The 23,826-nt window shown below is 74.2% G+C and carries 25 protein-coding genes; 11 read left to right on the top strand and 14 right to left on the bottom strand.

What is annotated here, in order from left to right:
- Positions 1 to 85: 85 nt before the first annotated feature.
- A complete protein-coding gene (locus tag AB0Q99_RS29065) occupies positions 86 to 1,588 on the bottom strand; it encodes an FAD-binding protein (RefSeq protein WP_363576542.1) in 1,503 nt (500 codons plus the stop codon).
- Positions 1,589 to 1,689: 101 nt separating this feature from the next.
- A complete protein-coding gene (locus AB0Q99_RS29060) occupies positions 1,690 to 2,055 on the bottom strand; it encodes a hypothetical protein (RefSeq protein WP_363576541.1) in 366 nt (121 codons plus the stop codon).
- A 388-nt stretch (positions 2,056 to 2,443) separates the two neighbouring features.
- On the opposite strand from AB0Q99_RS29060, the gene AB0Q99_RS29055 reads away from it, so the two are divergent.
- Together AB0Q99_RS29055 and pgm are read left to right on the top strand one after the other, a co-directional pair.
- On the top strand, positions 2,444 to 2,743 hold the full coding sequence (locus tag AB0Q99_RS29055; protein WP_363576540.1) for a YciI family protein: 300 nt from the start codon (positions 2,444 to 2,446) through the stop codon (positions 2,741 to 2,743).
- A gap of 139 nt (positions 2,744 to 2,882) precedes the next feature.
- Positions 2,883 to 4,523 carry a phosphoglucomutase (alpha-D-glucose-1,6-bisphosphate-dependent) gene (gene pgm / locus AB0Q99_RS29050; RefSeq protein ID WP_363576539.1) on the top strand — a complete coding sequence of 547 codons (1,641 nt, stop codon included), beginning with the start codon at positions 2,883 to 2,885 and terminating at the stop codon, positions 4,521 to 4,523.
- Positions 4,524 to 4,631: 108 nt separating this feature from the next.
- On the opposite strand, the gene AB0Q99_RS29045 is transcribed toward pgm, so the two are convergent.
- On the bottom strand, positions 4,632 to 5,207 hold the full coding sequence (locus tag AB0Q99_RS29045) for a helix-turn-helix domain-containing protein (RefSeq protein ID WP_363576538.1): 576 nt from the start codon (positions 5,205 to 5,207) through the stop codon (positions 4,632 to 4,634).
- Between the two features lie 292 nt (positions 5,208 to 5,499).
- Between AB0Q99_RS29045 and AB0Q99_RS29040 the strand changes: the two genes are divergently transcribed.
- The 3 genes from AB0Q99_RS29040 (at position 5,500) to AB0Q99_RS29030 (ending at position 7,659) form a co-directional block, all read left to right on the top strand.
- The gene (locus AB0Q99_RS29040; protein WP_363576537.1) at positions 5,500 to 6,261 is read left to right on the top strand and encodes an SDR family oxidoreductase; all 762 of its coding nucleotides are present in this window, start codon (positions 5,500 to 5,502) and stop codon (positions 6,259 to 6,261) included.
- A 116-nt stretch (positions 6,262 to 6,377) separates the two neighbouring features.
- Positions 6,378 to 6,824, top strand: coding sequence for a GAG-pre-integrase domain-containing protein (locus AB0Q99_RS29035; RefSeq protein ID WP_363576536.1), 447 nt, complete (start codon positions 6,378 to 6,380; stop codon positions 6,822 to 6,824).
- An 88-nt stretch (positions 6,825 to 6,912) separates the two neighbouring features.
- Complete coding sequence (locus tag AB0Q99_RS29030; protein ID WP_363576535.1) at positions 6,913 to 7,659, top strand: HAD family hydrolase; 747 nt, start codon at positions 6,913 to 6,915, stop codon at positions 7,657 to 7,659.
- Positions 7,660 to 7,691: 32 nt separating this feature from the next.
- Here the strand turns inward: AB0Q99_RS29030 and AB0Q99_RS29025 are convergent, their stop codons facing one another.
- The 6 genes from AB0Q99_RS29025 to AB0Q99_RS29000 form a co-directional block, all read right to left on the bottom strand.
- Positions 7,692 to 8,945, bottom strand: coding sequence for a serine hydrolase domain-containing protein (locus AB0Q99_RS29025; RefSeq protein WP_363576534.1), 1,254 nt, complete (start codon positions 8,943 to 8,945; stop codon positions 7,692 to 7,694).
- Positions 8,946 to 9,129: 184 nt separating this feature from the next.
- Positions 9,130 to 9,948: an alpha/beta fold hydrolase gene (locus tag AB0Q99_RS29020; RefSeq protein ID WP_363576533.1), complete on the bottom strand. Its 819-nt coding sequence runs from the start codon at positions 9,946 to 9,948 to the stop codon at positions 9,130 to 9,132.
- A 120-nt stretch (positions 9,949 to 10,068) separates the two neighbouring features.
- Entirely contained in the window at positions 10,069 to 10,731 is a 663-nt protein-coding gene (locus AB0Q99_RS29015) for a DUF4097 family beta strand repeat-containing protein (protein ID WP_363576532.1), read from the bottom strand.
- Positions 10,732 to 11,047: 316 nt separating this feature from the next.
- Positions 11,048 to 11,863 carry a hypothetical protein gene (locus tag AB0Q99_RS29010; RefSeq protein WP_363576531.1) on the bottom strand — a complete coding sequence of 272 codons (816 nt, stop codon included), beginning with the start codon at positions 11,861 to 11,863 and terminating at the stop codon, positions 11,048 to 11,050.
- Positions 11,864 to 11,934: 71 nt separating this feature from the next.
- Complete coding sequence (locus tag AB0Q99_RS29005) at positions 11,935 to 12,981, bottom strand: aminoglycoside phosphotransferase family protein (protein WP_363576530.1); 1,047 nt, start codon at positions 12,979 to 12,981, stop codon at positions 11,935 to 11,937.
- Between the two features lie 92 nt (positions 12,982 to 13,073).
- Positions 13,074 to 13,427 carry a VOC family protein gene (locus tag AB0Q99_RS29000; RefSeq protein ID WP_363576529.1) on the bottom strand — a complete coding sequence of 118 codons (354 nt, stop codon included), beginning with the start codon at positions 13,425 to 13,427 and terminating at the stop codon, positions 13,074 to 13,076.
- Positions 13,428 to 13,566: 139 nt separating this feature from the next.
- Here AB0Q99_RS29000 and AB0Q99_RS28995 point away from each other — a divergent pair, with 139 nt between their 5' ends.
- Both AB0Q99_RS28995 and AB0Q99_RS28990 read left to right on the top strand, forming a co-directional pair.
- Positions 13,567 to 14,034 carry a MarR family transcriptional regulator gene (locus AB0Q99_RS28995; protein WP_363576528.1) on the top strand — a complete coding sequence of 156 codons (468 nt, stop codon included), beginning with the start codon at positions 13,567 to 13,569 and terminating at the stop codon, positions 14,032 to 14,034.
- A 72-nt stretch (positions 14,035 to 14,106) separates the two neighbouring features.
- Entirely contained in the window at positions 14,107 to 14,652 is a 546-nt protein-coding gene (locus AB0Q99_RS28990) for an isochorismatase family cysteine hydrolase (RefSeq protein ID WP_363576527.1), read from the top strand.
- Positions 14,653 to 14,692: 40 nt separating this feature from the next.
- On the opposite strand, the gene AB0Q99_RS28985 is transcribed toward AB0Q99_RS28990, so the two are convergent.
- Together AB0Q99_RS28985 and AB0Q99_RS28980 are read right to left on the bottom strand one after the other, a co-directional pair.
- Complete coding sequence (locus tag AB0Q99_RS28985) at positions 14,693 to 15,130, bottom strand: glutaredoxin domain-containing protein (protein ID WP_363576526.1); 438 nt, start codon at positions 15,128 to 15,130, stop codon at positions 14,693 to 14,695.
- Between the two features lie 156 nt (positions 15,131 to 15,286).
- Positions 15,287 to 15,802 (bottom strand): hypothetical protein, encoded by a 516-nt coding sequence (locus tag AB0Q99_RS28980; protein ID WP_363576525.1) that lies wholly within the window; start codon positions 15,800 to 15,802, stop codon positions 15,287 to 15,289.
- 406 nt (positions 15,803 to 16,208) lie between these two features.
- Between AB0Q99_RS28980 and AB0Q99_RS28975 the strand changes: the two genes are divergently transcribed.
- Positions 16,209 to 17,639, top strand: coding sequence for an alpha/beta hydrolase (locus AB0Q99_RS28975; RefSeq protein ID WP_363576524.1), 1,431 nt, complete (start codon positions 16,209 to 16,211; stop codon positions 17,637 to 17,639).
- 243 nt (positions 17,640 to 17,882) lie between these two features.
- Here the strand turns inward: AB0Q99_RS28975 and AB0Q99_RS28970 are convergent, their stop codons facing one another.
- Positions 17,883 to 18,404, bottom strand: coding sequence for a DUF6328 family protein (locus AB0Q99_RS28970; protein WP_363576523.1), 522 nt, complete (start codon positions 18,402 to 18,404; stop codon positions 17,883 to 17,885).
- Positions 18,405 to 18,864: 460 nt separating this feature from the next.
- On the opposite strand from AB0Q99_RS28970, the gene fusA reads away from it, so the two are divergent.
- Both fusA and AB0Q99_RS28960 read left to right on the top strand, forming a co-directional pair.
- Positions 18,865 to 20,964 (top strand): elongation factor G, encoded by a 2,100-nt coding sequence (fusA, locus tag AB0Q99_RS28965; protein WP_363576522.1) that lies wholly within the window; start codon positions 18,865 to 18,867, stop codon positions 20,962 to 20,964.
- A gap of 247 nt (positions 20,965 to 21,211) precedes the next feature.
- Entirely contained in the window at positions 21,212 to 22,120 is a 909-nt protein-coding gene (locus AB0Q99_RS28960) for a neutral zinc metallopeptidase (RefSeq protein ID WP_363576521.1), read from the top strand.
- A 38-nt stretch (positions 22,121 to 22,158) separates the two neighbouring features.
- On the opposite strand, the gene AB0Q99_RS28955 is transcribed toward AB0Q99_RS28960, so the two are convergent.
- Together AB0Q99_RS28955 and AB0Q99_RS28950 are read right to left on the bottom strand one after the other, a co-directional pair.
- On the bottom strand, positions 22,159 to 22,371 hold the full coding sequence (locus AB0Q99_RS28955; protein WP_363576520.1) for a DUF397 domain-containing protein: 213 nt from the start codon (positions 22,369 to 22,371) through the stop codon (positions 22,159 to 22,161).
- The gene (locus tag AB0Q99_RS28950; RefSeq protein WP_363576519.1) at positions 22,368 to 23,198 is read right to left on the bottom strand and encodes a helix-turn-helix transcriptional regulator; all 831 of its coding nucleotides are present in this window, start codon (positions 23,196 to 23,198) and stop codon (positions 22,368 to 22,370) included. Before AB0Q99_RS28950 ends, AB0Q99_RS28955 begins: the two co-directional genes overlap by 4 nt.
- A gap of 335 nt (positions 23,199 to 23,533) precedes the next feature.
- On the opposite strand from AB0Q99_RS28950, the gene AB0Q99_RS28945 reads away from it, so the two are divergent.
- Positions 23,534 to 23,826 (top strand): ATP-binding protein (locus AB0Q99_RS28945; protein ID WP_363576518.1); only part of this gene is annotated, 293 nt, incomplete at its 3' end.

Raw genomic sequence — 23,826 nt, 5'->3', positions numbered from 1 at the left:
TACGAACGGTCCCGGGCAGGACGGCGGAGGCCGGCACGGGGCGGCCCCGGGAAACCGCCCCCCGGGGCCGCCCCGCACCGCCCGCTCAGGACCCGTGGATGCCCTGACCCGGCGCCAGGATCCCCGCCGGATCGAACCGCCGCTTCGCCCGCACCACCCGCTCCCACAGCCCCCCGTAGTGACGCCGCCAGTCCGCCCCCGTCATCCCCGGCACCGCCCCGATCAGGTACCGCTTGCCGCCCAGCTCCACCGCCCGGTCGTACAGCCGCCGGTTGCGCTCCAGCATCGCCGCCGTGTCCGACCCCGGCCCCGGGAACGCCAGCAGGTCGAAGTGCCAGCCCACCTCCCCCTCCGGCAGCACCGCCAGCGGCACCCCCACCCGCCGCCGCGCGTACGGGTAGAACAGCAGCGGCCCCGCCCCCAGGTCCGCGGGCGTCAGCGACGCGGCCGCCTCCGCCATGAACACCCGCGCCGCCGACGCCGGCAGGAACACGCTCAGCCACGGCTTCGGCAGCCCCCACAGCCCCGCCGCCCGCAGGTACCCCGCGAACGCGTCCACCCGGAACGCGTACTCCCGCCAGCTCTGCTCCACCACCGACACCCCGCCCGGCGCCGGATCCAGCCCCGCCAGCAGCGCCGCGCGGTCCACCCCCCGCCCCGCGTCCGCGAACGCCACCAGCTCCGCCTTGTACCGCCACCGCGACCCGTCCGCGCTGCGCTCCACGTCGCCGACCTGCAGGTCGAAGCGCCCCTCGGCCAGCACCTTCTCCTGGTCGGCCAGGTAGGTGTCCAGGTCGTCGTAGTACAGCGAGAACACGTGGGCGCGCTCGCGCACCGGCACCAGCGCCAGGGTGGCCCGCACGATGATCCCGGCCTGCCCGCCGCCGGCCAGCACCGCCTCGAACAGCTCCCGCCCGCGCGCGGGCGAGGCCGTCACCAGCTCACCGGTGCCCGTCACCACCTCCAGCTCCAGCACCCGGTCCGCCTGCAGGCCGAAGCGCTGCACCGCGCCGCCGATCCCGCCCACGCTCAGCGTCCCGCCCACCGACAGGTGCAGGTAGTCCGTCAGGCACGGCGGCACCCAGCCCGCCGCCAGCCCCGCCTCGACCACCTGCGCCCACGTCGCCCCGGCCTCCACCACCGCGCGCCCCGGCCGCACCGACACCACCTTCGACAGGCCGCGCGCGTCGATCGCGATCCCGCCACGCGGGTTGGCCTGGCCGTAGCTGGAGTGCGACTCCAGCCCCGCCTCGCCGACCTGCGCCAGGTCCCCGCTCTGCCCGTTGACCGCCACCGGGATGCGGTGCCGGGCGGCGAAGGCCACCACCCGCTGCACGTCCCGCACCGAAGCGGGCCGCAGCACCGCCCGCGGCGCCGCGGACACCAGGTGCCCGAAATCGGAGGCGAACCGCTCCACCCCCGCCCCCTGCAGCGTCACCACCCCGTCCAGGGGCGGCAGTTGCGCCACCGAGGCGCCCGGCTCGGCGGCCCACGCCCGGGCGGAGGTGTCCCAGCCCACGACGACGGCACCGGCACCCGCCGCGGCACCGGCGAGAAGGGCCCGACGCGACAGTCCTGACCTGCGCATAAAGAATTTCTCCGATCAGTCGTCACACAGGGATTGTTGTACCGCAACCATCCCGCGGCCGCCTACCCGCGCGCACGCCCCACCTGCCACCGCGTCAGCAGTCAGTCCGTCAGCCGCAGCTCCGTCAGCCGCAACTCCGTCACCGAGTACTCCCACATCCGCACCTGACGCACCGGCGCATCGGCCGGGATCCGCGCCGAGGCCGCCCGCGCCTGCGCCAGCAGCGCCGCCCGCGCCCCCGGCAGCCGCGCCACCCGCGGGCCCTCGGCCGCCTCCCGCAGCACCAGCGCCAGCTTGAAGGCGTACACGCGCGGGCTCACCGCGAACAGCGTCCGGTACACCCACAGGCCCTCCTCGCCGTGCAGCACCCGCTCGTTGTGGCTCAGCAGCCGCACCCGCGCCCGCAGCACCAGGTCCCCGTGCACGCCCGTCGTGCCCGTCGTGCCGGTCCGGCTCGTCCCGCTCATCCGGTGTTCCCCCTTCGTTGCGTCCGCTCGTTCCACCCCGCCCCCGGGCACGCCGCCGCCACGCGCCGGCCGCCCGTGACGGGGGCGGCGGCACGTCGGGCCGTGCGAAGGGGGAGGGGATGTCGCACGAGTCTGCGGGCCGTGCCCACCGCCCGGCAAGGCGAAAACCGGGTGTGCTGCGTCCTACCGGACCCTTGCCCGACCTGGCAGGATGGGGGTCGGCACCCTCCCGGCGCCCGGGAATCGGCCCGGGAACGAGCCCGGGGATGGGTCCGGGAACGGCCCCGGGAGCAGCGCCCGGAAGCGGGCCGAAGCCGGCCCGCCGCACCCGCCGTGCCCGTCAACCCCCGTGCGGGAGGCCCGGATCGGCGGGTCTAGCCTGGGCGGCATGTTCGTTCTTGAGCTGACCTACACCGCCCCCGTCGAGCGGATCGACGCCGCCCTGCCGCAGCACATCGCGTGGCTGGAGGCGAACTACGCGCGGGGCACCTTCCTCGCCTCGGGTCGCAAGGTGCCCCGCGACGGCGGGGTGATCCTGGCGGTGGGGGAGGACCGGGCCGCGATCGAGGCGTTGGCGGCCACCGACCCGTTCGCACTGGCCGGACTGTGCGAGTACCGGGTGACGGAGTTCCTCGCGATCCTCACCGCGCCCGCCCTGGACGCCCACCGCCAGCAGCTGCCCGGCTGAACCCCCGGAGAACATGTCGTGCCCTTGTGCCCCGGACCGCCCACCGCGGTTCGGGGCACCGTCGCGTTCTGGCTACGATCGGTGAGCACGGGGCAAGGACGCGTACGGCACACAAGTCGGAAGTGGCGGGAGAAGACGGATGGCACACGCACGGGCCGGGCAGCCGGCGCAGGCCGGTGACCTGGTGGACGTGGCGCGGCTGGTGACGGCCTACTACGCGCTGCACCCGGACCCGCAGGAGCCCGGACAGCGGGTGGCGTTCGGGACCTCGGGACACCGGGGCTCGTCGCTGGACGCGGCGTTCAACGAGGACCACATCGCCGCGACCACGCAGGCGATCTGCGAGTACCGCGCCGAACAGGGCGTCGCCGGGCCGCTGTTCCTGGGCGCGGACACCCACGCCCTGTCCGAACCGGCGAAGACCACCGCCCTGGAGGTGCTGGCCGCCAACGGCGTGCACGTGCTGATCGACGCCGCCGACGGCTACACCCCCACCCCGGCGGTCTCGCACGCCATCCTCGCCCACAACCGGCGCAGCCCCCGCGCGCTGGCCGACGGCATCGTGGTCACCCCCTCGCACAACCCGCCGCGTGACGGCGGCTTCAAGTACAACCCGCCCAGCGGCGGCCCGGCCGGCTCCGAGGCCACCGGATGGATCCAGGACCGCGCCAACGAACTGATCCGCGAGGGCCTGCGCGGGGTCAAGAAGGTCCCCTACGCGCGGGCCCTGGCCGCGGCCACCACCGCCCGCCACGACTACCTCACCGCCTACGTCGAGGACCTGCCCTCCGTCCTGGACCTGGACGCGGTGCGCGCGGCGGGCCTGCGCATCGGCGCGGACCCGCTGGGCGGCGCGTCGGTCGCCTACTGGGCGCGCATCGCCGACACCCACCGCCTGGACCTGACCGTCGTCAACCCGCTCACCGACCCGACGTGGCGGTTCATGACCCTGGACTGGGACGGCCGGATCCGCATGGACTGCTCCTCGCCGTCCGCGATGGCCTCCCTCATCACCCGCCGCGCCGAGTACGCCATCGCCACCGGCAACGACGCCGACGCCGACCGGCACGGCATCGTCACCCCCGACGGCGGGCTGATGAACCCCAACCACTACCTGGCGGTGGCCGTCGACTACCTCTACCGCCACCGCGCCGAGTGGCCCGCCGACGCCGGCGTCGGCAAGACCCTGGTCTCCTCCTCGATGCTCGACCGCGTCGCCGCCGACCTCGGCCGCACTCTGGTCGAAGTCCCGGTCGGCTTCAAGTGGTTCGTCGACGGCCTGCTGGAGGGCTCGCTCGGCTTCGGCGGCGAGGAGAGCGCCGGCGCCTCCTTCCTGCGCCGCGACGGCGGGGTGTGGACCACCGACAAGGACGGCATCCTGCTCGCCCTGCTCGCCTCCGAGATCACCGCCGTCACCGGCGCCACCCCCAGCGCCCGCTACCGCGAACTGACCGAACGCCACGGCGCCCCCGCCTACGCCCGCGTCGACGCCCCCGCCGACCGCGAGCAGAAGGCCCGCCTGGCCCGGCTGTCCCCCGAACGGGTCGGCGCCGGCGAACTCGCCGGGGAGAAGATCACCGCCGTCCTCGCCAACGCCCCCGGCAACGGCGCCGCGATCGGCGGCATCAAGGTCTGCACCGACAACGCCTGGTTCGCCGCCCGGCCCTCCGGCACCGAGGACGTCTACAAGATCTACGCCGAGTCCTTCCACGGCCCCGACCACCTCGCCCGCGTCCAGGACGAGGCCCGCGCCCTGGTCGGCGAGGTCCTCGGGAACTGAACCCGCCTCCGCCCCGGCCGTCCCGCACCGGGGCGGCCGGGCCGGCGTCCGGTCGGCCGTCCCCTGAGATCTCGGGTCCCGCCGCCGGTCAGCGCCGGTCAGCGCCGGTCAGCGCCGGCCGGTGCTCAGGCCGTCCAGAGTGAGGTCGAGGAGGCGTTCGGCCTGCTCCCGCTGCTCCGGCTTCCCCGAGGTGAGGGCGATGCCGGTGAGGGCGGCGAACATGTCGGTGGCGCCGATGTCGGAGCGGATGGTGCCGGCTTCGACGCCGGCGGCCAGGAGCGAGGTCAGGGCGGCCATCATCATCTCGTGGCTCCGGGCGTAGGGGTTGACGCCGGATTCGACGAGGGCGCGCAGGGCGTCGGCCATGCCGAGCTTGGCGGTCGCGTAGTCGATGAAGCGGCCTGTCCAGGCGCGCAGGGCCTCGCGCGGGGCCAGCGCGGCCAGCAGGTCGGGGGCCGCGTCGCACAGCCGGGTCAGCTCGTTGCGGTAGGCGGCCTCGATGAGGGCCTCCCGGGTGGGGAAGTTGCGGTAGAGCGTGCCGGAGCCGACGCCGGCCTCCTTGGCGATGCGCTCCAGGTGCGCTTCCAGTCCCTCCTCGGCGAAGACGCGCACCGCGGCCGAGAGGATCTTGTCCCGGTTGCGCTGCGCGTCGGCGCGTAGCGGGCGCCCCGTCTCTCTGGCCATCCGCGGTCTCCTGTCTTCCCGGGCTTGCTGACCGGCGGCGCCTCCACTTACAGTGAGTGGAAGTGGAGAAGCCTCCACTTCCACTCTAGGGCATGCGGGCCCGCACCGGCCGCCCGCGCGCGCGTGCGTGCCTCCGGCCCGCACCTTTGACGCGGCGCGGCTGCGGCCGCCGGTCCCGCGAGCAGCGGGTGGGCCACCGGCCCCGGCCCCGTCACGCCCTGGGCTCCCACATCCGCACGACTCCCGCTGCGGACGCGGCGCATGGCAATCCGCTCATTCAGAGGAGAAGAAGATGAGTCTCTCGCTCGTGGACAAGGTCGCCGTCGTCACGGGCGGCGCGTCCGGGGTCGGCCTGGGCATCGCCCGGGAGTTCGTCGCCAACGGCGCCCGCGTGGTCATCACCGACCTGCACCAGGAGGCGCTCGACGAGGCGGTCGCGGCGATCGGGCCGAACTGCTCGGGGATCGTGGCCGACGTCACCAGGCTCGCGGACATGGAGGCCGCCTACCGGCAGGTGAAAGAGCGACACGGGCGACTCGACGCGGTCGTGGCCAACGCCGGGATCGGCGCGCACGCCCCGCTCGGCGCCATCACCGAGGAGCAGTTCGACCGGACCTTCGACGTCAACGCCAAGGGCGTCCTCTTCACCGTCCAGCCCGCGCTCGCGCTGCTGCCGCCCGGCGGCACCGTCGTCATCATCGGCTCCACGGCGTCCATCCGCCCGCCGCGCGGGATGAGCCTCTACGGCGGCTCGAAGGCCGCCGTCCGCGCCTTCGTCCGGGCCTGGATCCAGGACACCAAGGGATCGGGCATCCGAATGAACATCCTCAGCCCCGGCGCGGTCGACACCGACTCCCTGCGCAGCGCACTGGCGATGGCCCAGGGCGCCGATCACGTCGACGCCGCCGTCAAGACCATGGGAGAGGGCAACCCGACCGGACGGATCGCCGACCCGCGCGAGATGGGGAAGGCCGCGGTCTTCCTCTCCAGCGACGCCTCCAGCTTCATCACCGGCGTCGAACTCTTCGCGGACGGCGGCATGGCACAGGTGTGAGCCGCCCGGCCTGGCGGCCCGGCCCACCCGGCCGGGCCGCCCCCGCCCGGCTCATCGCAGCGATGCGCCGCCGCCCCCGAGGACGCCCCGGACCACGCCTGCGGCCTCCACCCGCCATGCCCCGGATCCGACCGGCCGCCGGACGCGGCAGCTGCTCCGCGCCGGCGCCGTCCTGGACGGCCCCCTCCTCGGCACCAGCGCCACCGCCGACCAGGACCGCCCCCCTGCTGCTGATGGCCTCCGCCTGGGACAGCCCCGCCCGCGACACCATGTGGGACACACTGTGGCCCCACCTGACCGGCTGGCACCGCCGCCTGACCCTCACCCACTCCGGCCACCTCTCCTACTGCGACCTGCAACTGCTGATCCCCCAGGGCCAGGCCGTCTTCGCCTGGCCCGCCGACCAGCTGCAGCACTTCCTCGGCACCGGCGACCCCCACCGCGCCGTCCAGGCCCAACGCGCCTACCTCACCGCCTACTTCGGTCTCCACCTGCGCGGCACGGCCGCCCCGCTGCTGGACGCCCCCTCCCCGCGCCGGCCCGAGATCGTCTTCGACGCCTGACATCCACAGGGGCATCCGCCCGGGGCCCGCGTAGGATCCGCACCGTTCCGGGCGGCCCGGGACGGTCAGGGAACGGGAAGGACGGATCGTGCCGATCAGGGGCGTGCTCTTCGACGTCGACGACACCTTGTTCGACTACTCGGGCTCGGAGGAGGCCGGCATCCTCGCCCACCTGCGGGACCTCGGCCTGCTGGGCCGCTTCCCCGCGCCCGCCGCCGCGGTGGCGCTGTGGCGCGCCGTCATGGAGGAGCAGTACGCGCGGTTCCTGGCCGGCGAACTGACCTTCGCCGACCAGCAGTACGAACGCGTCCGGCAGTTCCTCGCCCGCCTCGGCGAGGACGGCGCCGCGCACCTGCCGGACGAGCGGGCGGCCGCCTGGTTCGCCGGGTACACGGCCCACCGCGACACCGTCCGCGCCGCGTTCCCGGACGCCGCACCGGTGCTGGCCGCGCTCGCGCCCGCCTACCGGCTCGGCATCGTCTCCAACTCCTCGACCGGCCACCAGCGCCGCAAACTCGACGCCATCGGCCTGCTGCACCACTTCGACGACGCGGTGCTGGTCTGCTCCGACGAACACGGCGAGGCCAAACCCGCCCCGGGCATCTTCCGGGCCGGCTGCGCACGCCTGGGCCTCGCCCCGCACCAGGTCGCCTACGTGGGGGACAAGCACGACCTCGATGCGCTCGGCGCCCGCGACGCGGGCCTGCGCGCCTTCTGGCTCGACCGCTCCGCCTCCGGCACACCGGCGGGCGAGGGCATCGCCGTCCTGCACTCCCTGACGGCCCTGCCCGCCGCCCTGGCGGCCGGGGCCGGGGCCGGCACGAGCGCGCACTGACCGCCCGCCCGCCCGCCCCGCCCGCCCCGCCGCTACCGGGTCGCGATCGCGCCCGCGTAGACGTTCTCCGGCGTGACGATCCGGGTGATCGCGCGGGCCAGCAGCGTGGACGGCTCCTGGCCCTGGACGGTGGAGTCGGTGTTGATCTCGACGACCAGCGTCGCCCGCTGCGCCGGCAGGTAGACCGTCACCGTCTCGTAGCCCGGGATGGAGCCGTTGTGCCCGATCCACCCGCCCGTCTCCAGGATGCCCAGACCGTAGCTCGTGTCGGGGAAACCCGTCGGCAGGGTGGCCAGGCGCTGCGCCTGGGTCGCGGGGCTGAGCAGCCGCCCGGTGGCGACGACCTCCGCCCAGTGCCGCAGGTCCCGCAGGTCGGAGATCATCGCCCCGGCGGCCCAGGCCCAGCTGGGGTTCCAGTCGGTGGCGTCCGCCGTGGCGCCGCTGAGCGTCTGGTCGGTGTAGCCGTGCGGGTGCGGCACGGGGAACTCGGCGCCCCGGGGCAGCAGGGTGCGGCGCAGACCGGCCGGGCGCAGCACGCGCTCGCGCAGCACCTCGGCGAGCGGGCGGCCGGTCACCTTCTCGACCACCAGACCGAGCAGCACGAGGTTGGTGTTGGAGTACTCGAACCGCGTGCCCGGGGCGAAGTCGTTGTCGTGCCGGAAACCGTAGGCGAGCGCCTCCTGCGGGGTGAAGGAGCGCCGCGGGTCGCTGAGCAGGTCGTGGACGAAACCGGGGTCGGAGGTGTACGGGAACAGGCCGCTGCGCATCCCGGCGAGCTGGCGCAGCGTGATGCAGTCGCCGCCCGGCACGCCGTCGAGGTGGGCGGAGATCGGGTCGTCCAGGCCGATGCGGTGTTCGTCGACGAGCTGGAGGAGCGCGGTGACGGTGAAGGTCTTGGTCTCGCTGCCGATGCGGACGAAGTCGTCGGTGCGCATCGGCGCGCCGGTGGTGGTGTCGGCGACGCCGGTGGCGCGGACGTAGCAGCCCCGGCCCGGCATCCACAGGCCGACGACGACGCCGGGGACGGCGGCCTGGCGGCGGACGTCCGCGATGGCGGTGTCCAGGCGGGCGGTCAGCTCGGGGCCGAGGCCGTCGGGCGGGCAGTCGTCCCCGCCGTCGTGGGTGTCGAAGCGGTGGTTTCCGGTGGCGTGGCCGCCGGTGGCGTGGCCGCCGGTGGCGGCCGTGGCGGGGGCGGCGGCGGTGGTGGGGGCCGCCGTGACCGGGGCCAGTGCGCAGGCGGCGATCAGGGCGGCGGCGAGGAGCGCGCGGCGGGGGGTGCGTGGCACGGGGGCGCCCTTTCGGGGGTCGGGGTCGGACGCACGGCAGCATCACCACCGCGGCCCCCGGGAACGCCCGCCTCGGGGGCACCGGGCGCGGAGTCCACCCGTTCGGGGGCCGCCGGCCCTCCTCCCGCCCCTCCGGCCGCCCCTCGCACCGGCGCGCCGGCGGAAGGGCCCGGGTGCGGGGCCGTCAGCGTCCGGCGCGGTCGGCGGGTCCGGCGGGGGTGATCTCGCGGACGGCGTCCGCGACGGCGCGGAAGTCCTTGCGCAGGATCGCGCCGTGGTTGCTCGCGACCTTCGCGCTGATCTCGATCGCCGGGTTGCGGGCGGCCACCGCCGCCAGGCCCGCCCGGATGCGTTCCTGTTCGTCGCCGCGGCTGCCCAGGGACGCCCCGGAGGCGACCACGTACCGGGTCGGGACGGCGATGGCGTCCAGCACGGGGGCCAGTTCGCGTTCGCGGGCGACCCTGCCCAGCTCGATGTTGCACCGCGCCAGCTCGTCGGCGTTCATCCGCGGGGTCAGGCCGGTGGGGCGCAGCAGCGGCAGGAACCAGCCCCACCGGCGGAACTGCTTGCGGATGCGCTGCTCCATGGCCTCGTCGAGCCAGTCGTAGGGCTGGGCGCCGTCGACCAGGACGGCGCCCAGGGCGCGCCCGGGGTTGCGGGAGGCCCAGTGGGCGGCGACGAACGCCCCGTAGGACCAGCCGAGGACCAGGGCCCGTTCCACGCCCCGGGCGGCGAGGACGGCGTCGACGTCGCGGACGGCGGCTTCGAAGGAGTAGTCGGCCGAGCGGTGGGAGGTGCGGCCGCGGGCGCGCTCGTCGTAGGTGATGTGCCGGTAGCCGTGGCCGAGTTCGGTGATGACGCGCCGCCAGTAGCCCTGGGTGGCGAACTGGCCGTTGAGGTAGACCACCGGGATGCCGGGGCCGCCGGTGTCGGTGACGGCGAGGGCGGTGTCGTCGACGGGGACCAGGCCGCTCCAGGCGGCCGGCCGGACGTTCGTGCTCATGGGGTGCCTTTCCTTCGGCCCGTCGGGGCCTGGTCGGGGTCCTGTTTCGGGTGGGTGCGGGCTCGTTCGGGGTGAGTCCGGGGTCGCCGGTGCTCGCCGGTGCTCGTCGGTGCTCGTCGGTCAGAGGCTGTGGGCGGTGATGTCGCCGTGGGAGGTGGTGGCGCGGATGTCGAGGGTGGTGGTGCCGTCGTTGCGCAGGGCGTTGGCGATGCGGCCGTGGGCGGTGGCGGCGTCGAGGGCGGCGCACGCGCCGGGGGCGGCGCCGACGGTGATGTCCCCGGCGCGGGTGGTGAGGGTGACGGTGCCGTGGTGGGCCTCGGTGATGCGGATGTCGCCGCGGGCGGTGGTGATGTCGGCCGGGCCGGTGAGGCGGCCGATCCCGATGTCGCCGTCGGTGGCGGTCAGGCGCACGCTCGCGGCTTCGTCGATCTTGGCCTGCCGGTGGACGCCGTCGAAGGCGAGGTCGCCGAGGCGGCCGACGACGCGCAGTTCGCAGGCGGCGGTGCGGGCCTCGACGTGGGAGCCGGCGGGCAGCCGGAGGGTGACCTCGACGGCGCCGGGGCCGAGGAGGGCGTTCCCGGTCTCGGGGGTGTGGATCCGCAGCACGCCGTCGCGGTAGACGGCGGTGGTCTGCTCGGCGGTGCGGACGTCGCGGTTCCTGGCGGGGTCGGCCGGGCGGACCTCGACGGTGGTGTCGGCGCGGTCGGCGGCGATCAGCTGGACGCGTCCGGCGGGGAGGTCCAGGACGGCGGTGATCGGGGCGGTGGTGGCGAAGGTCTGCATGGTGCTCTCCTGTGCGTTCGCTGTCCGGTCGTCGTTTCTGACGATGGAAACGCTACGTTGCTTTCCATGGACGGACAACGCTGCTGTTGCGTCAAATAGCCATCACTGCAGGTGGAGAGCGCGAAAGTGTTGCAACGGATCTGTCGATAACGCAACGACAGGAGACTTGCTCATTGCAATGGGTGTGGAGTGAACGCTATGGCGGCGATCGGCGATCGGCGATCGGGGAGCGCAGGGACGGCCGCCGGCCGCCGTCGCCGCGGGGGTGACTACCCGCCGGACGAGGCCCGGGTCCATGGGTCCGCGGGCGGGGCGCTCAGGCCGCGGGCGGCAGGTGACGGGCCGCCGCGAGGTCGGCGGCGGTGCGCAGCCGGGTGAAGTAGGCGGCGCAGTACTCCTCGTCGAGCAGCGGCACGACCGCGCGCAGGGCGGCGATGCGTGCCCGCAGGGCCGCGACGCCCTCGCCGTCGAGGCCGCCCTCCAGTTCGCGCTGGACGAGCCCGGCGACGTCGGCGTCCAGGAGGACCAGGTCCGCGCCGTCGATGTCCACCCCGCGGAAGCTCGCCGGGAACGGGGCGTTGCGGTGCTCCTCCCACAGCCGGGCGAGGCGCTCGCGCGGATCCTCCGCGCCGCCCGCGCCTCCTGCGTCGCCCGTGCCGCTGGTGCCGCCCGTCCCGGCCGCCTGCGCCGCCGGGCGCAGCAGCACGGCGACGGTGTCGAAGACCGCGCGCACCAGGTCGACGGCCCGGAGCGGATTGACGACGGCACTGGTCGCGGCGCCCCGCGCGATCCGCTCGCGCAGCCGCAGGCCGCGCTCCAACTCGCCGGCCAGGTAGGCCGAGACGAGCCCCGCGTCGGCGGCCCGCCGGACCAGCTCGCCCGGCGGGGCGTCCTCGTCGGCCAGGCGTTCGGCGAGGACCTGCTCCACGGCGAACAGCGCGTGCGTGACGGCGACGGTGGCGAACTCGTACCGGTAGTAGGAGTGCCGGATCAGCTCACGGGAGGTCTCCAGCGCGCTCATCACGGACATCGACGCGCCCTCGGGCAGCACCAGGTCGGCGACCAGGGGATGCATGCCGGCGTAGTCGGGCACGACGGTGCGGACGCGCAGGTCCGGTACGGGAGTGTCCATTCCCGCAGTCTCCCCGCCCGCGCGCCGCCGCTCCAGCGGTTTCGCCCGGAAGCCCCGGGGCGGGCCGGTGCCTACGGTCGCAGCAGGGGCAGTGGCCGCAGGCGCGGCCACCGCGCGAGCATGCTCCGGCGCAGGTCCGCCGCGAGCCGCCCCAGCCCGCGCAGCTCACCACGGTCACCACCGTCGGCGGCCGCCCCGGCGACGACGTCGAGGCGGTGGACCAGCCGCTGCCGGGCCGTCGCCGTGCCCCAGGTCCAGTCCCGTTCCACGGCCCGGGCCAGGTGGTCGACGCCCCCGCGCTCGGCCCGCTGGACCAGAGCGTCCCCCCGCAGCAGCCAGCCCGCGCACGCGTCGGTGAGATCGGCGGGACCGGCCCCGGCCCCGGTGCCCGTCGCGCCGCGCCAGGCCGCGCGGTAGGCGGCCTCCGCCGCGTCCAGCAGGGCGGCGGGCGGGGCGGTGGAACACCAGCAGGTCGGGAACCCGATCCGCAGGTAGGCGAGTTCGACCAGGCCGCTGCCCAGCGAGGCCTGTTCGAAGTCGATGAACCGCACACCGCCGCCGGTGTGCAGGTCGTTGCCGGGGCAGGGATCGCCGTGCAGCAGGGCGTGCCCCGGCGCGGCGAGCAGACGGCCCAGGAGGGCGTCCAGCTCGGCCCGGACACCGGACGCCACCGGGACGCCGAGGGCGGCGGCGAAGGCGAGGAAGGCATCGACGTCGCCCGCGGTCGGCCCGGACCAGGCGGGCAGCACGCCCGCGTCACCGGGGCCGGTGGCCGCGTGCAGACGGGCCAGGGCGGCGGCGTAGTCGACCAGCCAGTCCTCGGCGGGCCGCCGGTGCTCCAGGTACTCCAGGACCAGCACCCGCCGCGCCGGATCGGTGCCCAGCAGCCGCGGCACCACCGGCGGGTCGACCCGGGCGGCGAGCGTCAGGCCGGCCACCTCGCGGGCGTAACGCTCGTCGGCCTCCGGCGCGTCGACCAGCTGCTTGACCACCACCGGCGCACCGGACAGCTCCGCCCGCCACACCCGCGACCGCGGACTGCTCTCCAGCGCCAGGACCCTTCGGGGTACGCCGAGTTCGGCCCGCAGTCTCTCCTCGAGCGGCAGTGTCGACGCCATGGCGCTCATTCTCGCACGCGGGCGGACCGCGCCGCGGGCGCGAACGGCGAACGCCCGCACGGACGGTGGCGGCCGCAGGCGGTCCCCACCGCTCAGGCGGGCTGCCACAGTTCGACCCGGTTGCCCTCGGGATCGGTCACCCAGCCGAACCGGCCCACACCCGCCATGTCCTGCGTCCGCCCGGCCACGTCCGCGCCCTTGGCGCGCAGCTGCGCGAGCATCGCGTCCAGGTCGCGGACCCGGAAGTTGAGCATGCTCTGCTGCGCCCGCGAGCCGAAGTAGTCCGTCCCGGACTCGAACGCCGCGAACACCGTCGGTCCGCCCTCCTGACGCCACAGCCCGTTGTCGTCCGCGTCCAGGCCCAGGCAGTCGCGGTACCAGGCGCCCAGCGCCGCCGGGTCGGCGGCCCGCAGGAAGTACCCGCCGATTCCAAGCACACGTTCCATGCCGACCCATCCTGCCGGAACGCCTACCGGCACGCCCGCCGGCACGCCGCCCGGACGGGCCTGGCGGAGTATCAGGATACTGATATAACGTAAAGCACGAACAATCCACGACCGGGGGCCGGCCAGGAAGGCGACCACGATGACCGACCACAGCACCGACCACCCGGCCACGACCCCGCCCGACGTCCACGACCGCCTCGGCCACGCCATCAAACGCGCCGAACAAGCCCTCATCGCCGAGAAGACCCGCGTGCTGCGCACCGTCGACCTGACGGTGCCCCAGTACGTGGCCCTGCTCGTCCTCCAGCAGTCCTCCGGCAGCTCCGGCGCCCAGCTGGCCCGCGCGTGCATGGTCACGCCGCAGACCATGACCACGGTCCTGGCCAACCTGGAGGCCAAGGGCCTGATCACCCGCGAGACCTCCAGCGTCCACCAGAAGGTCCTCGTGGCCAGGCTCACCCGGACCGGCCGCGCGCTGACGAAGAAGGCCGACGCCCTGGCCCGCGGCGTCGAACAGCGCCTCGCCGACGCCCTCGACCCGGCCGAACGGGCCCAGCTGCGCGCGCTCCTGGAACGCGCCACGGCCGCCCTGCGCGGCACCGACTGAACGACACCCGCCGAACGGCACCGACCGAACGGCACGGCCCGCCCGGGTCGGCCGACACCCGACGGAGTCCCGATGACCGACACCCCCGCCGCCTTCATCCCCGCCCCCGGCACCGTCCTGGTGCTGGTCGACCTCCAGCACTGGATCGTCAACCGCCCCGCCGCCCCACTGACCGGCGCCGCCGTGGTCCGCTCCGCCGCCCGGCTGAAGACCGCCTTCGAAGCCGCCGCCCGGCCCGTGGTCCTGGTCCGCTACGCCCGCATCGACGGCAGCGACGGCGGCCCCGACTCCGCCCCCAACCGCTTCGCGCCCGAGGTCGACGCCCGCCCCGGCAACGAGGTCGTCACCAAGTACGGCATCGACGCCTTCGAGGGCACCGACCTCGCCGCACGCCTGCGCCGCCTGGGCGCCACCGCCCTCGTCGTCGCGGGCATCAGCACCGAGTACGGCGTCGGCGAGACCGTCCGCACCGCCGTCACCCTCGGCTACCCCACCACCGTCGCCGAGGACGCCGTCACCGCCCACTCCGCTCCCGCCCACACCGCCGCGCTCCAGGCCCTCCGCCGCCTGGGCGTCACCGTCACCGCCACCGACGCCCTCCTCGCCACCCCGGCCTGACCGGGCCCGCCCGGCAGGGGGCAAGGGGCGCCGGCTGCGCTCACGCGGACGGGGAAAGCCGCGCGCGCACCCACTCCACCGGGGGATTGGTGTGCGGCCGGCCCGCCACGAAGACCGTCGGCACGGTCTCGTTGCCGTCGTTCACCGCCCGCACGGCGGCCGCCGCCTCCGGGTCGCGCCAGATGTCGACCCAGTGCAGCCGACGGGCGTCGCGGCCCAACCGGAGCCGCAGCCGCAGGCAGTACACGCAGCCCGGCCGCCAGAAGACCACCGGCCGCCCGTCGACCGCGCCGCGGCGCTGCGCCTGCGCCGCACTGATCGACCGCGGGAAGGCCAGGGGCGAGTTCAGCAAGGCGGCCAGCAGGAACACCGGCAGGAACGCGCCGCCCGCCGCGAGGTTCCCCCGGGCGGCCATCCCGGCCGCGACGGCCGAGCCGCACAGTACGAACAGGACCGGCATGATCCACGGGCGCCTCATGAACGCGCAGGCTACCGGCGATCCGCCCCGGCGACCAGGCCGTTCGGCCACCAGGTCGCGCAGCCGTCAGGCCCGGCGGCCGGGAGCGGGACGTCGGAGCCGCCGACTTCCCACTCCCGGTGCTCACGGTGGCTCAGCGGCCGGTCCGGTCCGGCATCAGCAGGTGCCGACCTTTCCGTACTGGGTCGACCAGACCGGCCTGTAGGCATCCCCGTTGTGCGGGCGGTAGACCACGAGGTTCGCATCGTTCTGCAGGCGGATCCAGTTGGCGCTGGGGTTGCAGTTGAAGTTGGTGCCGGACCACCACTTCGCGTTCTTGAAGGTGTCGTACACGACGAAGTTGCCGTCGTACTGCATGATCGCCTTGCCCGCGCCGCCGCCGTTGGTGGCGCTGGCCCAGATCGCGGTGCCCCAGCGGTCGTACTGCACGAGGTTGCCGTCGCTCTGGTAGATCAGCCGGTAGGCGCCGTTCGCCGAGACGAGCGAGTCGCCGGGCAGCAGGCAGTTCCCCCAGTTCATGTGGTCCCAACCACCGGGGTTGCGCGAGCAGTTCCACTCACTGTTGACGTCGGCGGACGCGCTGGTCGCGGTGGTCACACCGCTGACGGCAGCGAGCGCCAGCGCGGCCCCGAACAGCGACACGATCCGCTTCGTCGTCCTGGTCTTCCTCATCGTTCCCCTTTCCCCCGCGAGCGACTCCAGGCCGCCCGCGACCCGTTGTGACGAGAAAGCACCTCCAGGTGCCTCTGTTCATGCCAACGGCGTTCCCGGGAAGGACGGTTCAGGCCCGAACCGAATTCCCCGTGACCGCGCCCGGTTGGGCCCCGCCGACGCGCCGCCCGGTGGCGCCTCCCCGGACGGTCGCGTGGTCGACGCGTAGCCTGACCGGGCACGGTCACGGTCACGGGCACGGTCGCGAGGCTCGCCGGGAGACCGCGGGCTCGCGCCGCCACCTCGACGAAGCGGTACGACGGCGTGGCCGGCGCGGATTCGAGGAGACACGGCCGTGCCGGTGCCCGTGCGGCACCCGGGCGGCGTCCCGGTCCAGCGCGTCGTCGTTCCCGGAAAGGACCCCGTCATGAACCCCGAGGGCACTCCCGTCGCCGGCCGCCCGTCCCGGCGCGGCGTCCTCGCCTCGTTCGCCGCCGGAACCGGGGCCCTGGCCTCGGCCGGAACCGGGGTACTGGCCTCGGCCGGGGCGCGGCCGGCCGCGGCGTCCGCACCGGCGTCCGCTGCCTCCGTGGCCTCGCCGGCCCCGGGTGCCATGCAGCTGTTCGAGGCCGCCGACCTCAACTTCAACGCCCTCTTCGCCCTGGGAAGCGCGGGCCGGCACGGCGGTGAGGTGGGTGAGGTGCTGACGGCCGTCAACGAGATCAACGCGGCCGGAGCCGGCTACCAGACGTTCACCGACACCTTCCGTGCCCTGGGCGACCGGCTGGCCCGGCAGGCCGACGACGCCGGCACGAACGGCCGCGCGCAGACCCGACGGTGGCTCTCCCTGCGGGCCGCACAGTGCTACGCCCAGACGCTGTACTTCGTCCTGGGCACCAGTGGCCGCGCGGGGGAGCAGGCCGTCTACCGCAGCGGCCGCGGCTGCTGGGACACCTTCGCCTCGCTCTGCGAGCCGGCCGCGGTACGCGCCACCGTGCCCTGGGGCGGCGCGCGGATGCCGGTCTGGTTCTTCCGTCCCGGCTCCTCCGATTCCTCCGACTGCCCGCGCCCCACGGTCATCCTGACCAACGGCAGCGACGGCCAGAACATCGACATGTGGAGCTACGGCGTCCCGGCCGCCCTGGAGCGGGGCTGGAACGCGCTCGTCTACGACGGCCCGGGCCAGGGGCAGTTGCTCTTCGTCGACGAGATCCCCTTCAGCAGCCGCTGGGAGAGCGTCATCGGCCCGCTGATCGACTGGCTGTACCGGCGCCCCGAGGTCGACCGGACCCGCATCGCGCTGACCGGCTTCAGCATGGGCGGCAATCTCGCCCCCCGGGCCGCGGCCTTCGAACACCGCCTGGCCGCACTGGTCGCCATGCCCGGCTGCCTCCGGCCGTGGGACGCCTTCCCCGCCGACCTCCGCGGCATCGTCAGTGCCGACAAGGCGAAGACCAACCGGATCTGGAACGACGACGTCGTCCCCCAGCTGTCCGCCGTCGACCGGTTCACTCTCCAGAAGCGCCTGGAGGGCTTCGCCCCGGACGCGACGCGGGCCGCGCGCGCGGGCGAACTCCTCACCGACTTCTGGACCCCCGCCCAGGCCGTGATCGCCTTGGACATCACCGCTGCGGCACCCCGGATCACCGCCCCGACCCTGGTCCTGGACTACGAGGGCGAGCAGTTCTACGCGGGCCAGCCCGGCGAGATGTACGGCCTGCTGCGGGCCCCGAAGGACTACCTCAGACTGACCGCGGCCGAGGGCGCCCAGCTGCACTGTTCCCCCATGGCACCGCAGCGCCACTGCCAGGTGGTCTTCGACTGGCTGGAGGGGGTCCTCGACCACCCGCAACGGTGAGACGAGGTGCCGAACCGCCCCCGGACCGGGAACGCTGCGACCCCACCCTCGCAACGGACGTCACCTCACGAACCGCCCTCCCCCCGTCCGGCTGTGGGCGTCCGGTCACTCGGCGGCGCACAAGCGTCATCGGCCGGCGTCGGACTCGCCCGCGCGGACGGCGGAAGCGGGCGGCGGAAGCCGGCGCCGCGGTCCCGGGGCGCGCGGTCCCGGCGCGCGCGGGCGGGTGCCCGGTGCCGGGTGTCAGGTGCGGTCGCGGGTGGTGGCGCGGCGTACGGCCCAGGGCAGGACGAACCACAGGGCGCCGAAGATCAGCGCGATGAAGCAGGTGATCGGCACCGCCACCGCCGGGCCGAGGACGAAGTCCAGGACCAGCAGGACGGCACCGGTCAGCGCGGAGGCCAGCAGCAGCAGGCCGGTCTGGGCGATGCGGGCGGAGACGGTGACGATCCGGCCCTTGGCGGGGTGGTGGTACAGGCCGCGGTGCAGGGCGACGGGGGTGGCGAGGACGGCCGCGGCGATGACGGTCAGCAGCAGGGTGGCGATGTAGATGTCCTGCTGGGCGTCGGTGAGTTCGGAGAAGCGCGGGGTGAAGGCGATGCCGAGCAGGAAGGCGAAGACGATCTGCACGCCGGTCTGCAGCACCCGCAGTTCCTGCAGCATCTCCACCAGGCGCCGGTCGGCCCGGACGTCGGGGTTCTCCCAGCCCGGCGGGGGAGGGGCGGAGGGCGACGGCGGGTCCGGAGGCGGCGGTGTGCTGGTCATGGACCACATTGTCGCGGCCGACGGCGGCGAGCGGCGACGGGCGTGCGGGCCCGGAAGACCCGGCACCGGAAAACCCGGCACCGGAAGACCCGGCACCGGAAAACCCTTCGCCCCGCCCGGCCCGCCTTCCCTACACTCGCCACGCAGCCGCGCCCCGACGCGCGGCGGACCGTACCGACGGACGAGGCGAGAGAGAGGAGGCGAGCGGCCGTGCCGAAGCAGAGCGCCGCCGCCCCCTCTCCCGCCTCCCGGTACGAGGTGATCCTGGTGTCCCCGCCCTCCCGGTGCCCGCTGCGCGGCCGGCACCGGAGCCGTGCTGCCACCGTCTGAACCCGCGACGCCCCGCTGTGCCCGTACGGGCCTTCAGCGGGAGCCAAACTGACGTAACGTCAGCGCACTGTCAGCACCGGCCGAATCGCGCGCCCACCCGTAGGAAACCGCCTCGAAAGGCACCCGGGCCATGCGCACCGACACCACCACCAGCGCCACCACCACCGCCACCACGAGCGCCACCGCCGCCATCGCCGCCGTCCGCAACCTCGGCATCCTCGCCCACGTCGACGCCGGCAAGACCACCGTCACCGAACGGATCCTCTACCTCACCGGCACCACCCACAAGCGCGGCGAGGTCCACGACGGCACCACCGTCACCGACTTCGACCCCCAGGAACGCGACCGCGGCATCACCATCTTCGCCGCCGCCGTCACCTGCGCCTGGGCCGGACACCGGATCAACCTCATCGACACCCCCGGCCACGTCGACTTCGCCGACGAGGTCGAACGCTCCCTGCGCGTCCTGGACGGCGCCGTCGCGGTGTTCGACGCCGTCGCCGGCGTCGAACCGCAGAGCGAGTCCGTCTGGCGCCAGGCCGAACGCCACGGCGTGCCCCGCATCGCCTTCGTCAACAAACTCGACCGCGCCGGCGCCGACCTGGACACCGCCGTCTCCTCCATCCGCGAACGCCTCCACCCCCACCCCCTCGCCGTCCAACTTCCCATCGGCACCGAGGAATCGTTCACCGGCGTCGTCGACCTGCTGCGCCTGCGCGCGCTCACCTGGCACGACGACGGCACCCCGGCGGCCGAGGCCCCCGTGCCCGCACACCTCGCCGCCGACGCCGCCGACCGCCGCCGCGCCCTGGAGGAGGCCGTCGCCGAACTGAACCCGCAAGCCCTGGAGGAGTTCTGCACCCACGGCACCGTCAGCGCCGCCACCCTCACCACCGCCCTGCGCGAACTCACCCGCACCGGCGAGGCCGTGGTCGTGCTGTGCGGCTCCGCCTACCGCAACCGCGGCATCGAACCCCTCCTGGACGCCGCCGTCGCCTACCTGCCCTCCCCGCTCGACGTCCCGCCCGTCCGCTCGGCCGACGGCGCGCAGCAGCGCACCGCCGACCCCGAACAGCCCCTGACCGCACTGGCGTTCAAGGTCACCGCGGCCCCCACCGGCCGCCTCAGCTACCTGCGCCTGTACGCCGGCACCCTGCACAAGGGAGCAACCGTGCTCGACACCGCCACCGGCCGCCGCGAACGCGTCGCCCGCATCCTGCGGGTGACGGCCGACCGCCACGCCGAGACCGACCACGCCCGCGCCGGCGACATCGTCGCCGTCATCGGCCCCAAGACCGCCCGCGTCGGCGCCACCCTGTGCGACCCCGACCACCCCATCCTCCTGGAGGCACCCGTGAGCGCCGACCCGGTCGTCACCGTCGCCGTCGAGGCCCGCCGCGCCACCGACACCGACCGGCTCGCCGCCGCCCTGGCCCGCCTCGCCGAGGAGGACCCCTCGCTGCGCCTGGCCACCGACCCCGAGACCGGGCAGCGCACCCTGTCGGGCCTGGGCGAGCTGCACCTGGAGGTCGCGGTGGAGAAGGTGCGGCGCGACAGCGGCGTCGAGGCGGTCACCGGACGGCCGACGGTCGCGCTGCGCGAGGCCCTGGTCGAGGGCGTGCGCGGCTTCGTGCACCGGCACGCCAAACAGGACGGCGGCGCGGGCCAGTTCGCCCACCTCGTGCTCGACGTCCAGCCGCTGCCGGCGGATTCCGACGGCGGGTCCGGGGCCGGGTTCACGTTCGCCTCCACCGTCACCGGCGGGCGAGTACCGCGCGAGTACGTGCAGGCCGTCGAGGCCGGCTGCCGCGACGCCCTCGCCGAGGGCCCGCTCGGCGGCCACCCGGTCACCGGCGTGGCCGTCACCCTCACCGACGGGGCCACCCACCCCAAGGACTCCTCCGAGCTCGCCTTCCGCACCGCCGCCCGCCTCGGGCTGCGCGAGGCGCTGCGGGCCTCGCGGATGCGGCTGCTGGAACCGGTCGCGGAGGTGACGGTCACCGTGCCCGAGGACGCGCTCGGCACGGTCCTCGGCGACCTCGCCGCCCGGCGCGGCCACGTCCGGGCCACCACGGCCGCGCGCGGCGGCGCCACCGCGCAGGTGATCGCGCTGGTGCCGCTGGCCGAACTGTTCGGCTACGCGAGCCGCCTGCGCGGACGCACCCAGGGCCGGGGCACCTTCACCACCCGCCCGGCCGGCTACGCGCCGGCGCCGGTGAGTGCCGGCTGATCGGCGCCGGCCGGTGCCCGCCGGCTGACGCCCGCCGCCCGGCCCTCCCGCTCCCCGGAGGGCCGGGCCCGCCCGCCGCCCGCCGCACGCCGCCGGGCCCGCCCGCCGCCCGCCGCCCGCCGTCCGAGGCCGCCCGAGGCCCCGCTGCGGCGCGCCGGCGGCCGCTGCCCGTAGGCTGTGCGGGCCGTCGGCGGTACAGACCGTCACCGGCGGCGCGGACCACCACACCAGCGGGCAGGCAGGACCAATGCAGTTCGACGACCAGGGCGACCTCGACACCTCGCAGGTGGACGACCGGCGCGGCATCCCCGGCGGGAAGGTCGCCATCGGCGGCGGCGCCGTGGGCCTGATCGCGGTGCTGCTCGCGATCGTCCTCGGCGTCGACCCGAAGCTGCTGGGCCTGTCCTCCGGCAGCGGCTCCGGCTCCGGTTCCTCCAGCGGCGTGCGCACCGCCGGCGAGGCGCAGCAGGCCTGCAAGACCGGCGCGGACGCCAACAAGCGCCAGGACTGCCGGATCGTGGCAGTCACCAACAGCCTGCAGGACTTCTGGCGCACCGAACTGCCGCGCCGCACCAACCTCCCGTACAAGAGCGCCGAGACGGTGCTGTTCACCGGTCAGGTCTCCACCGCCTGCGGGTCGGCGACCTCGGCGGTCGGCCCGTTCTACTGCTCCGGGGACAAGAAGGCCTACTTCGACCTCGGCTTCTTCAACGAGCTCTCCAGCCGCTTCGGCGCCAAGGGCGGCCCGTTCGCCGAGTCCTACGTCGTCGCCCACGAGTACGGCCACCACATCCAGACCCTCACCGGCACCATGCAGAAGGTCGGCAACGACCGCCAGGGCGCGAACAGCGCCTCGGTGCGCCTGGAACTGCAGGCCGACTGCTACGCCGGGGTGTGGGCGCACCACGCCACCACCACCCCGCAGCCCTCCACCGGGCGCCCGCTGATCGCCTCCCTCACCGACCAGGACATCGCCCAGGGCCTGGACGCGGCCGCGGCCGTCGGCGACGACCGCATCCAGCAGCAGGCCACCGGGAAGATCAACCCGGAGGCGTGGACGCACGGCTCCTCCGAGCAGCGCAAGGCCTGGTTCACCACCGGCTACCGCAGCGGCGACCTCGCCCAGTGCGACACCTTCTCGCCGACGAAGCTGTAACGCGGGCGGCACCTTGCCCACACGCGCACGGCTTCGGTTCAGACTCCGCCGAACTCGCCGCTGCGGACGGCGGAAACGAACGACACCCAAGCCTCGGCCCGGAAGAGCAGGGCCGGCCCCTGGGGGTCCTTCGAGTCGCGGACGGGAGTCAGGCCGGGGACGTCGGCAGTGACCTCGACGCAGTCGCCGCCGTTGTTGGAGTACGAGGACTTGATCCAGGAAACGCTGGACAGGTCTAGACGGTCGGTCATGATCGGTCTTCCTTCCGGGCCTTGCGGATCATCTCCTGGGATGCGGCCTTCGGCAGCGCTTCCACCAGGAGCTGATCGTAGTCACTTTCCCATCCCGCAACCGTTGCGCGGGATCGCTCAAGATGGCCCCTCGCTGTTGATTCCGCATACCCCACGACTGTGTGGTCCGGGAGATTCAACAGAACCACCGGCAGCGTGAAGGAGAGGTTCTCTCCCATGGCGAACGGAGCGATCTGCACCGTGATGTTCGGCCGCTCGGCCAAGTCCTCAAGATGCCGCAGCTGCTCGGCCATGACCTGAGGGCCGCCGATGGGGCGCAGCAGCACTCCCTCCTCAAGCACCGCGTGAATCACCGGAGGGCACTTCTGTTCGAGAACCTCCTGACGCAGGGCCAGATAGTCAGTGCGTTCATCGGCCTCGGTCGGCGTGATCGCACCCCGTCTCACAGCTGCCTGTGCAAGCGCCCTCGCATATGCGGGGGTCTGCAAGAGGCCAGGGACGATGATCAGGCCGACCGTTCGGAGCCGTCGGCACCGGGCTTCGGCGTCAGCGAACTCGGCGAATCCCTCCAGGAGTGCCGCCCGGCTGAATCGCCGCCACAACTCGTAGAACCGTTGGCCCGATCCGAACACCTCATCGGCCTTAACAGCCAGCGGTCGTGTTGGGGAGCGCTTCCCGTTCTCGACATATGAGATGTGCGCGCCCGAGTACCCTAGATGCCTGGCTGCCTCGGTCTGTGACCACCGTCTTGCCCGTCGTGACCTGCGGAGTTCCTGGCCAAAGCGGACTTGTGGCGATGCCTGGGCGTCAACATCGGCTTCAGCCATGATCCTTCAGCTCCTTCACATGACATTGCTGTCATAGGTAAGACGCTGGCAATCGTAGGGTCCATCACGCCACTATGGCTACGCCCGGTGATTCTCCGGAAGCAAATAGCAACCTTCGGAGGTCCTCATGTCCGGCGCGTGGAACCCTGAGAGGCGGCTACCGCCGGTGCCGGAGGGCGTCAGCTGCGCACGGAAGAGGACCGTCCGAAGAGCAGATCCACCCTTCAATCGACGCCCAAGTCGCGCCGCCGGGACACTGGATGACATCGAACCAGGCGTACCCGGGCGCACAGCGCATTCGAATCTCACGCAATCCTCCCTTGAGGTCCTTCGCCATGCTCAAAACCCACCGCCCCCGCACGTTCGCGGCCCGGCTCGACTCGCGGACCGAATTCACGCCCCTGGCCCGGTACTTGCTCCGGGCCTACCTCGCCGGCCTCCCCTTCGGCGACCGCTACGCCGATGTCGCCGAGCTGCTGCTCGGTGAACTCTTCGCCAACGCGGTCCAGCACTCCGACGCGCCCGCCGACCGGCTGATCGAGGTCCGGTTCGCCGTCATCGGGGACCGGCTGCGGATCGAGGTGCACGACGCCGGCACCGGACGCCCCTCCGTGCGGTCCGCCGTCCC

The sequence above is a fragment of the Kitasatospora sp. NPDC086791 genome, assembly GCF_040685975.1.
In the GTDB taxonomy this organism is placed as follows: Bacteria; Actinomycetota; Actinomycetes; order Streptomycetales; family Streptomycetaceae; genus Kitasatospora.
Note: the sequence above shows the minus strand (reverse complement) of the source record. Positions and strands in the feature narration are given on the sequence as shown.

Excerpts from the sequence above, each read along its gene's own strand:
- AB0Q99_RS29065 (WP_363576542.1), bottom strand. The coding sequence starts at position 1,588 with ATGCGCAGGTCAGGACTGTCGCGTCGGGCCCTTCTCGCCGGTGCCGCG.
- AB0Q99_RS29060 (WP_363576541.1), bottom strand. The coding sequence starts at position 2,055 with ATGAGCGGGACGAGCCGGACCGGCACGACGGGCACGACGGGCGTGCAC.
- AB0Q99_RS29055 (WP_363576540.1), top strand. The coding sequence starts at position 2,444 with ATGTTCGTTCTTGAGCTGACCTACACCGCCCCCGTCGAGCGGATCGAC.
- pgm (WP_363576539.1), top strand. The coding sequence starts at position 2,883 with ATGGCACACGCACGGGCCGGGCAGCCGGCGCAGGCCGGTGACCTGGTG.
- AB0Q99_RS29045 (WP_363576538.1), bottom strand. The coding sequence starts at position 5,207 with ATGGCCAGAGAGACGGGGCGCCCGCTACGCGCCGACGCGCAGCGCAAC.
- AB0Q99_RS29040 (WP_363576537.1), top strand. The coding sequence starts at position 5,500 with ATGAGTCTCTCGCTCGTGGACAAGGTCGCCGTCGTCACGGGCGGCGCG.
- AB0Q99_RS29035 (WP_363576536.1), top strand. The coding sequence starts at position 6,378 with ATGCCCCGGATCCGACCGGCCGCCGGACGCGGCAGCTGCTCCGCGCCG.
- AB0Q99_RS29020 (WP_363576533.1), bottom strand. The coding sequence starts at position 9,948 with ATGAGCACGAACGTCCGGCCGGCCGCCTGGAGCGGCCTGGTCCCCGTC.
- AB0Q99_RS29015 (WP_363576532.1), bottom strand. The coding sequence starts at position 10,731 with ATGCAGACCTTCGCCACCACCGCCCCGATCACCGCCGTCCTGGACCTC.
- AB0Q99_RS29010 (WP_363576531.1), bottom strand. The coding sequence starts at position 11,863 with ATGGACACTCCCGTACCGGACCTGCGCGTCCGCACCGTCGTGCCCGAC.
- AB0Q99_RS29005 (WP_363576530.1), bottom strand. The coding sequence starts at position 12,981 with ATGGCGTCGACACTGCCGCTCGAGGAGAGACTGCGGGCCGAACTCGGC.
- AB0Q99_RS29000 (WP_363576529.1), bottom strand. The coding sequence starts at position 13,427 with ATGGAACGTGTGCTTGGAATCGGCGGGTACTTCCTGCGGGCCGCCGAC.
- AB0Q99_RS28995 (WP_363576528.1), top strand. The coding sequence starts at position 13,567 with ATGACCGACCACAGCACCGACCACCCGGCCACGACCCCGCCCGACGTC.
- AB0Q99_RS28990 (WP_363576527.1), top strand. The coding sequence starts at position 14,107 with ATGACCGACACCCCCGCCGCCTTCATCCCCGCCCCCGGCACCGTCCTG.
- AB0Q99_RS28985 (WP_363576526.1), bottom strand. The coding sequence starts at position 15,130 with ATGAGGCGCCCGTGGATCATGCCGGTCCTGTTCGTACTGTGCGGCTCG.
- AB0Q99_RS28980 (WP_363576525.1), bottom strand. The coding sequence starts at position 15,802 with ATGAGGAAGACCAGGACGACGAAGCGGATCGTGTCGCTGTTCGGGGCC.
- AB0Q99_RS28975 (WP_363576524.1), top strand. The coding sequence starts at position 16,209 with ATGAACCCCGAGGGCACTCCCGTCGCCGGCCGCCCGTCCCGGCGCGGC.
- AB0Q99_RS28970 (WP_363576523.1), bottom strand. The coding sequence starts at position 18,404 with ATGACCAGCACACCGCCGCCTCCGGACCCGCCGTCGCCCTCCGCCCCT.
- fusA (WP_363576522.1), top strand. The coding sequence starts at position 18,865 with ATGCGCACCGACACCACCACCAGCGCCACCACCACCGCCACCACGAGC.
- AB0Q99_RS28960 (WP_363576521.1), top strand. The coding sequence starts at position 21,212 with ATGCAGTTCGACGACCAGGGCGACCTCGACACCTCGCAGGTGGACGAC.
- AB0Q99_RS28955 (WP_363576520.1), bottom strand. The coding sequence starts at position 22,371 with ATGACCGACCGTCTAGACCTGTCCAGCGTTTCCTGGATCAAGTCCTCG.
- AB0Q99_RS28950 (WP_363576519.1), bottom strand. The coding sequence starts at position 23,198 with ATGGCTGAAGCCGATGTTGACGCCCAGGCATCGCCACAAGTCCGCTTT.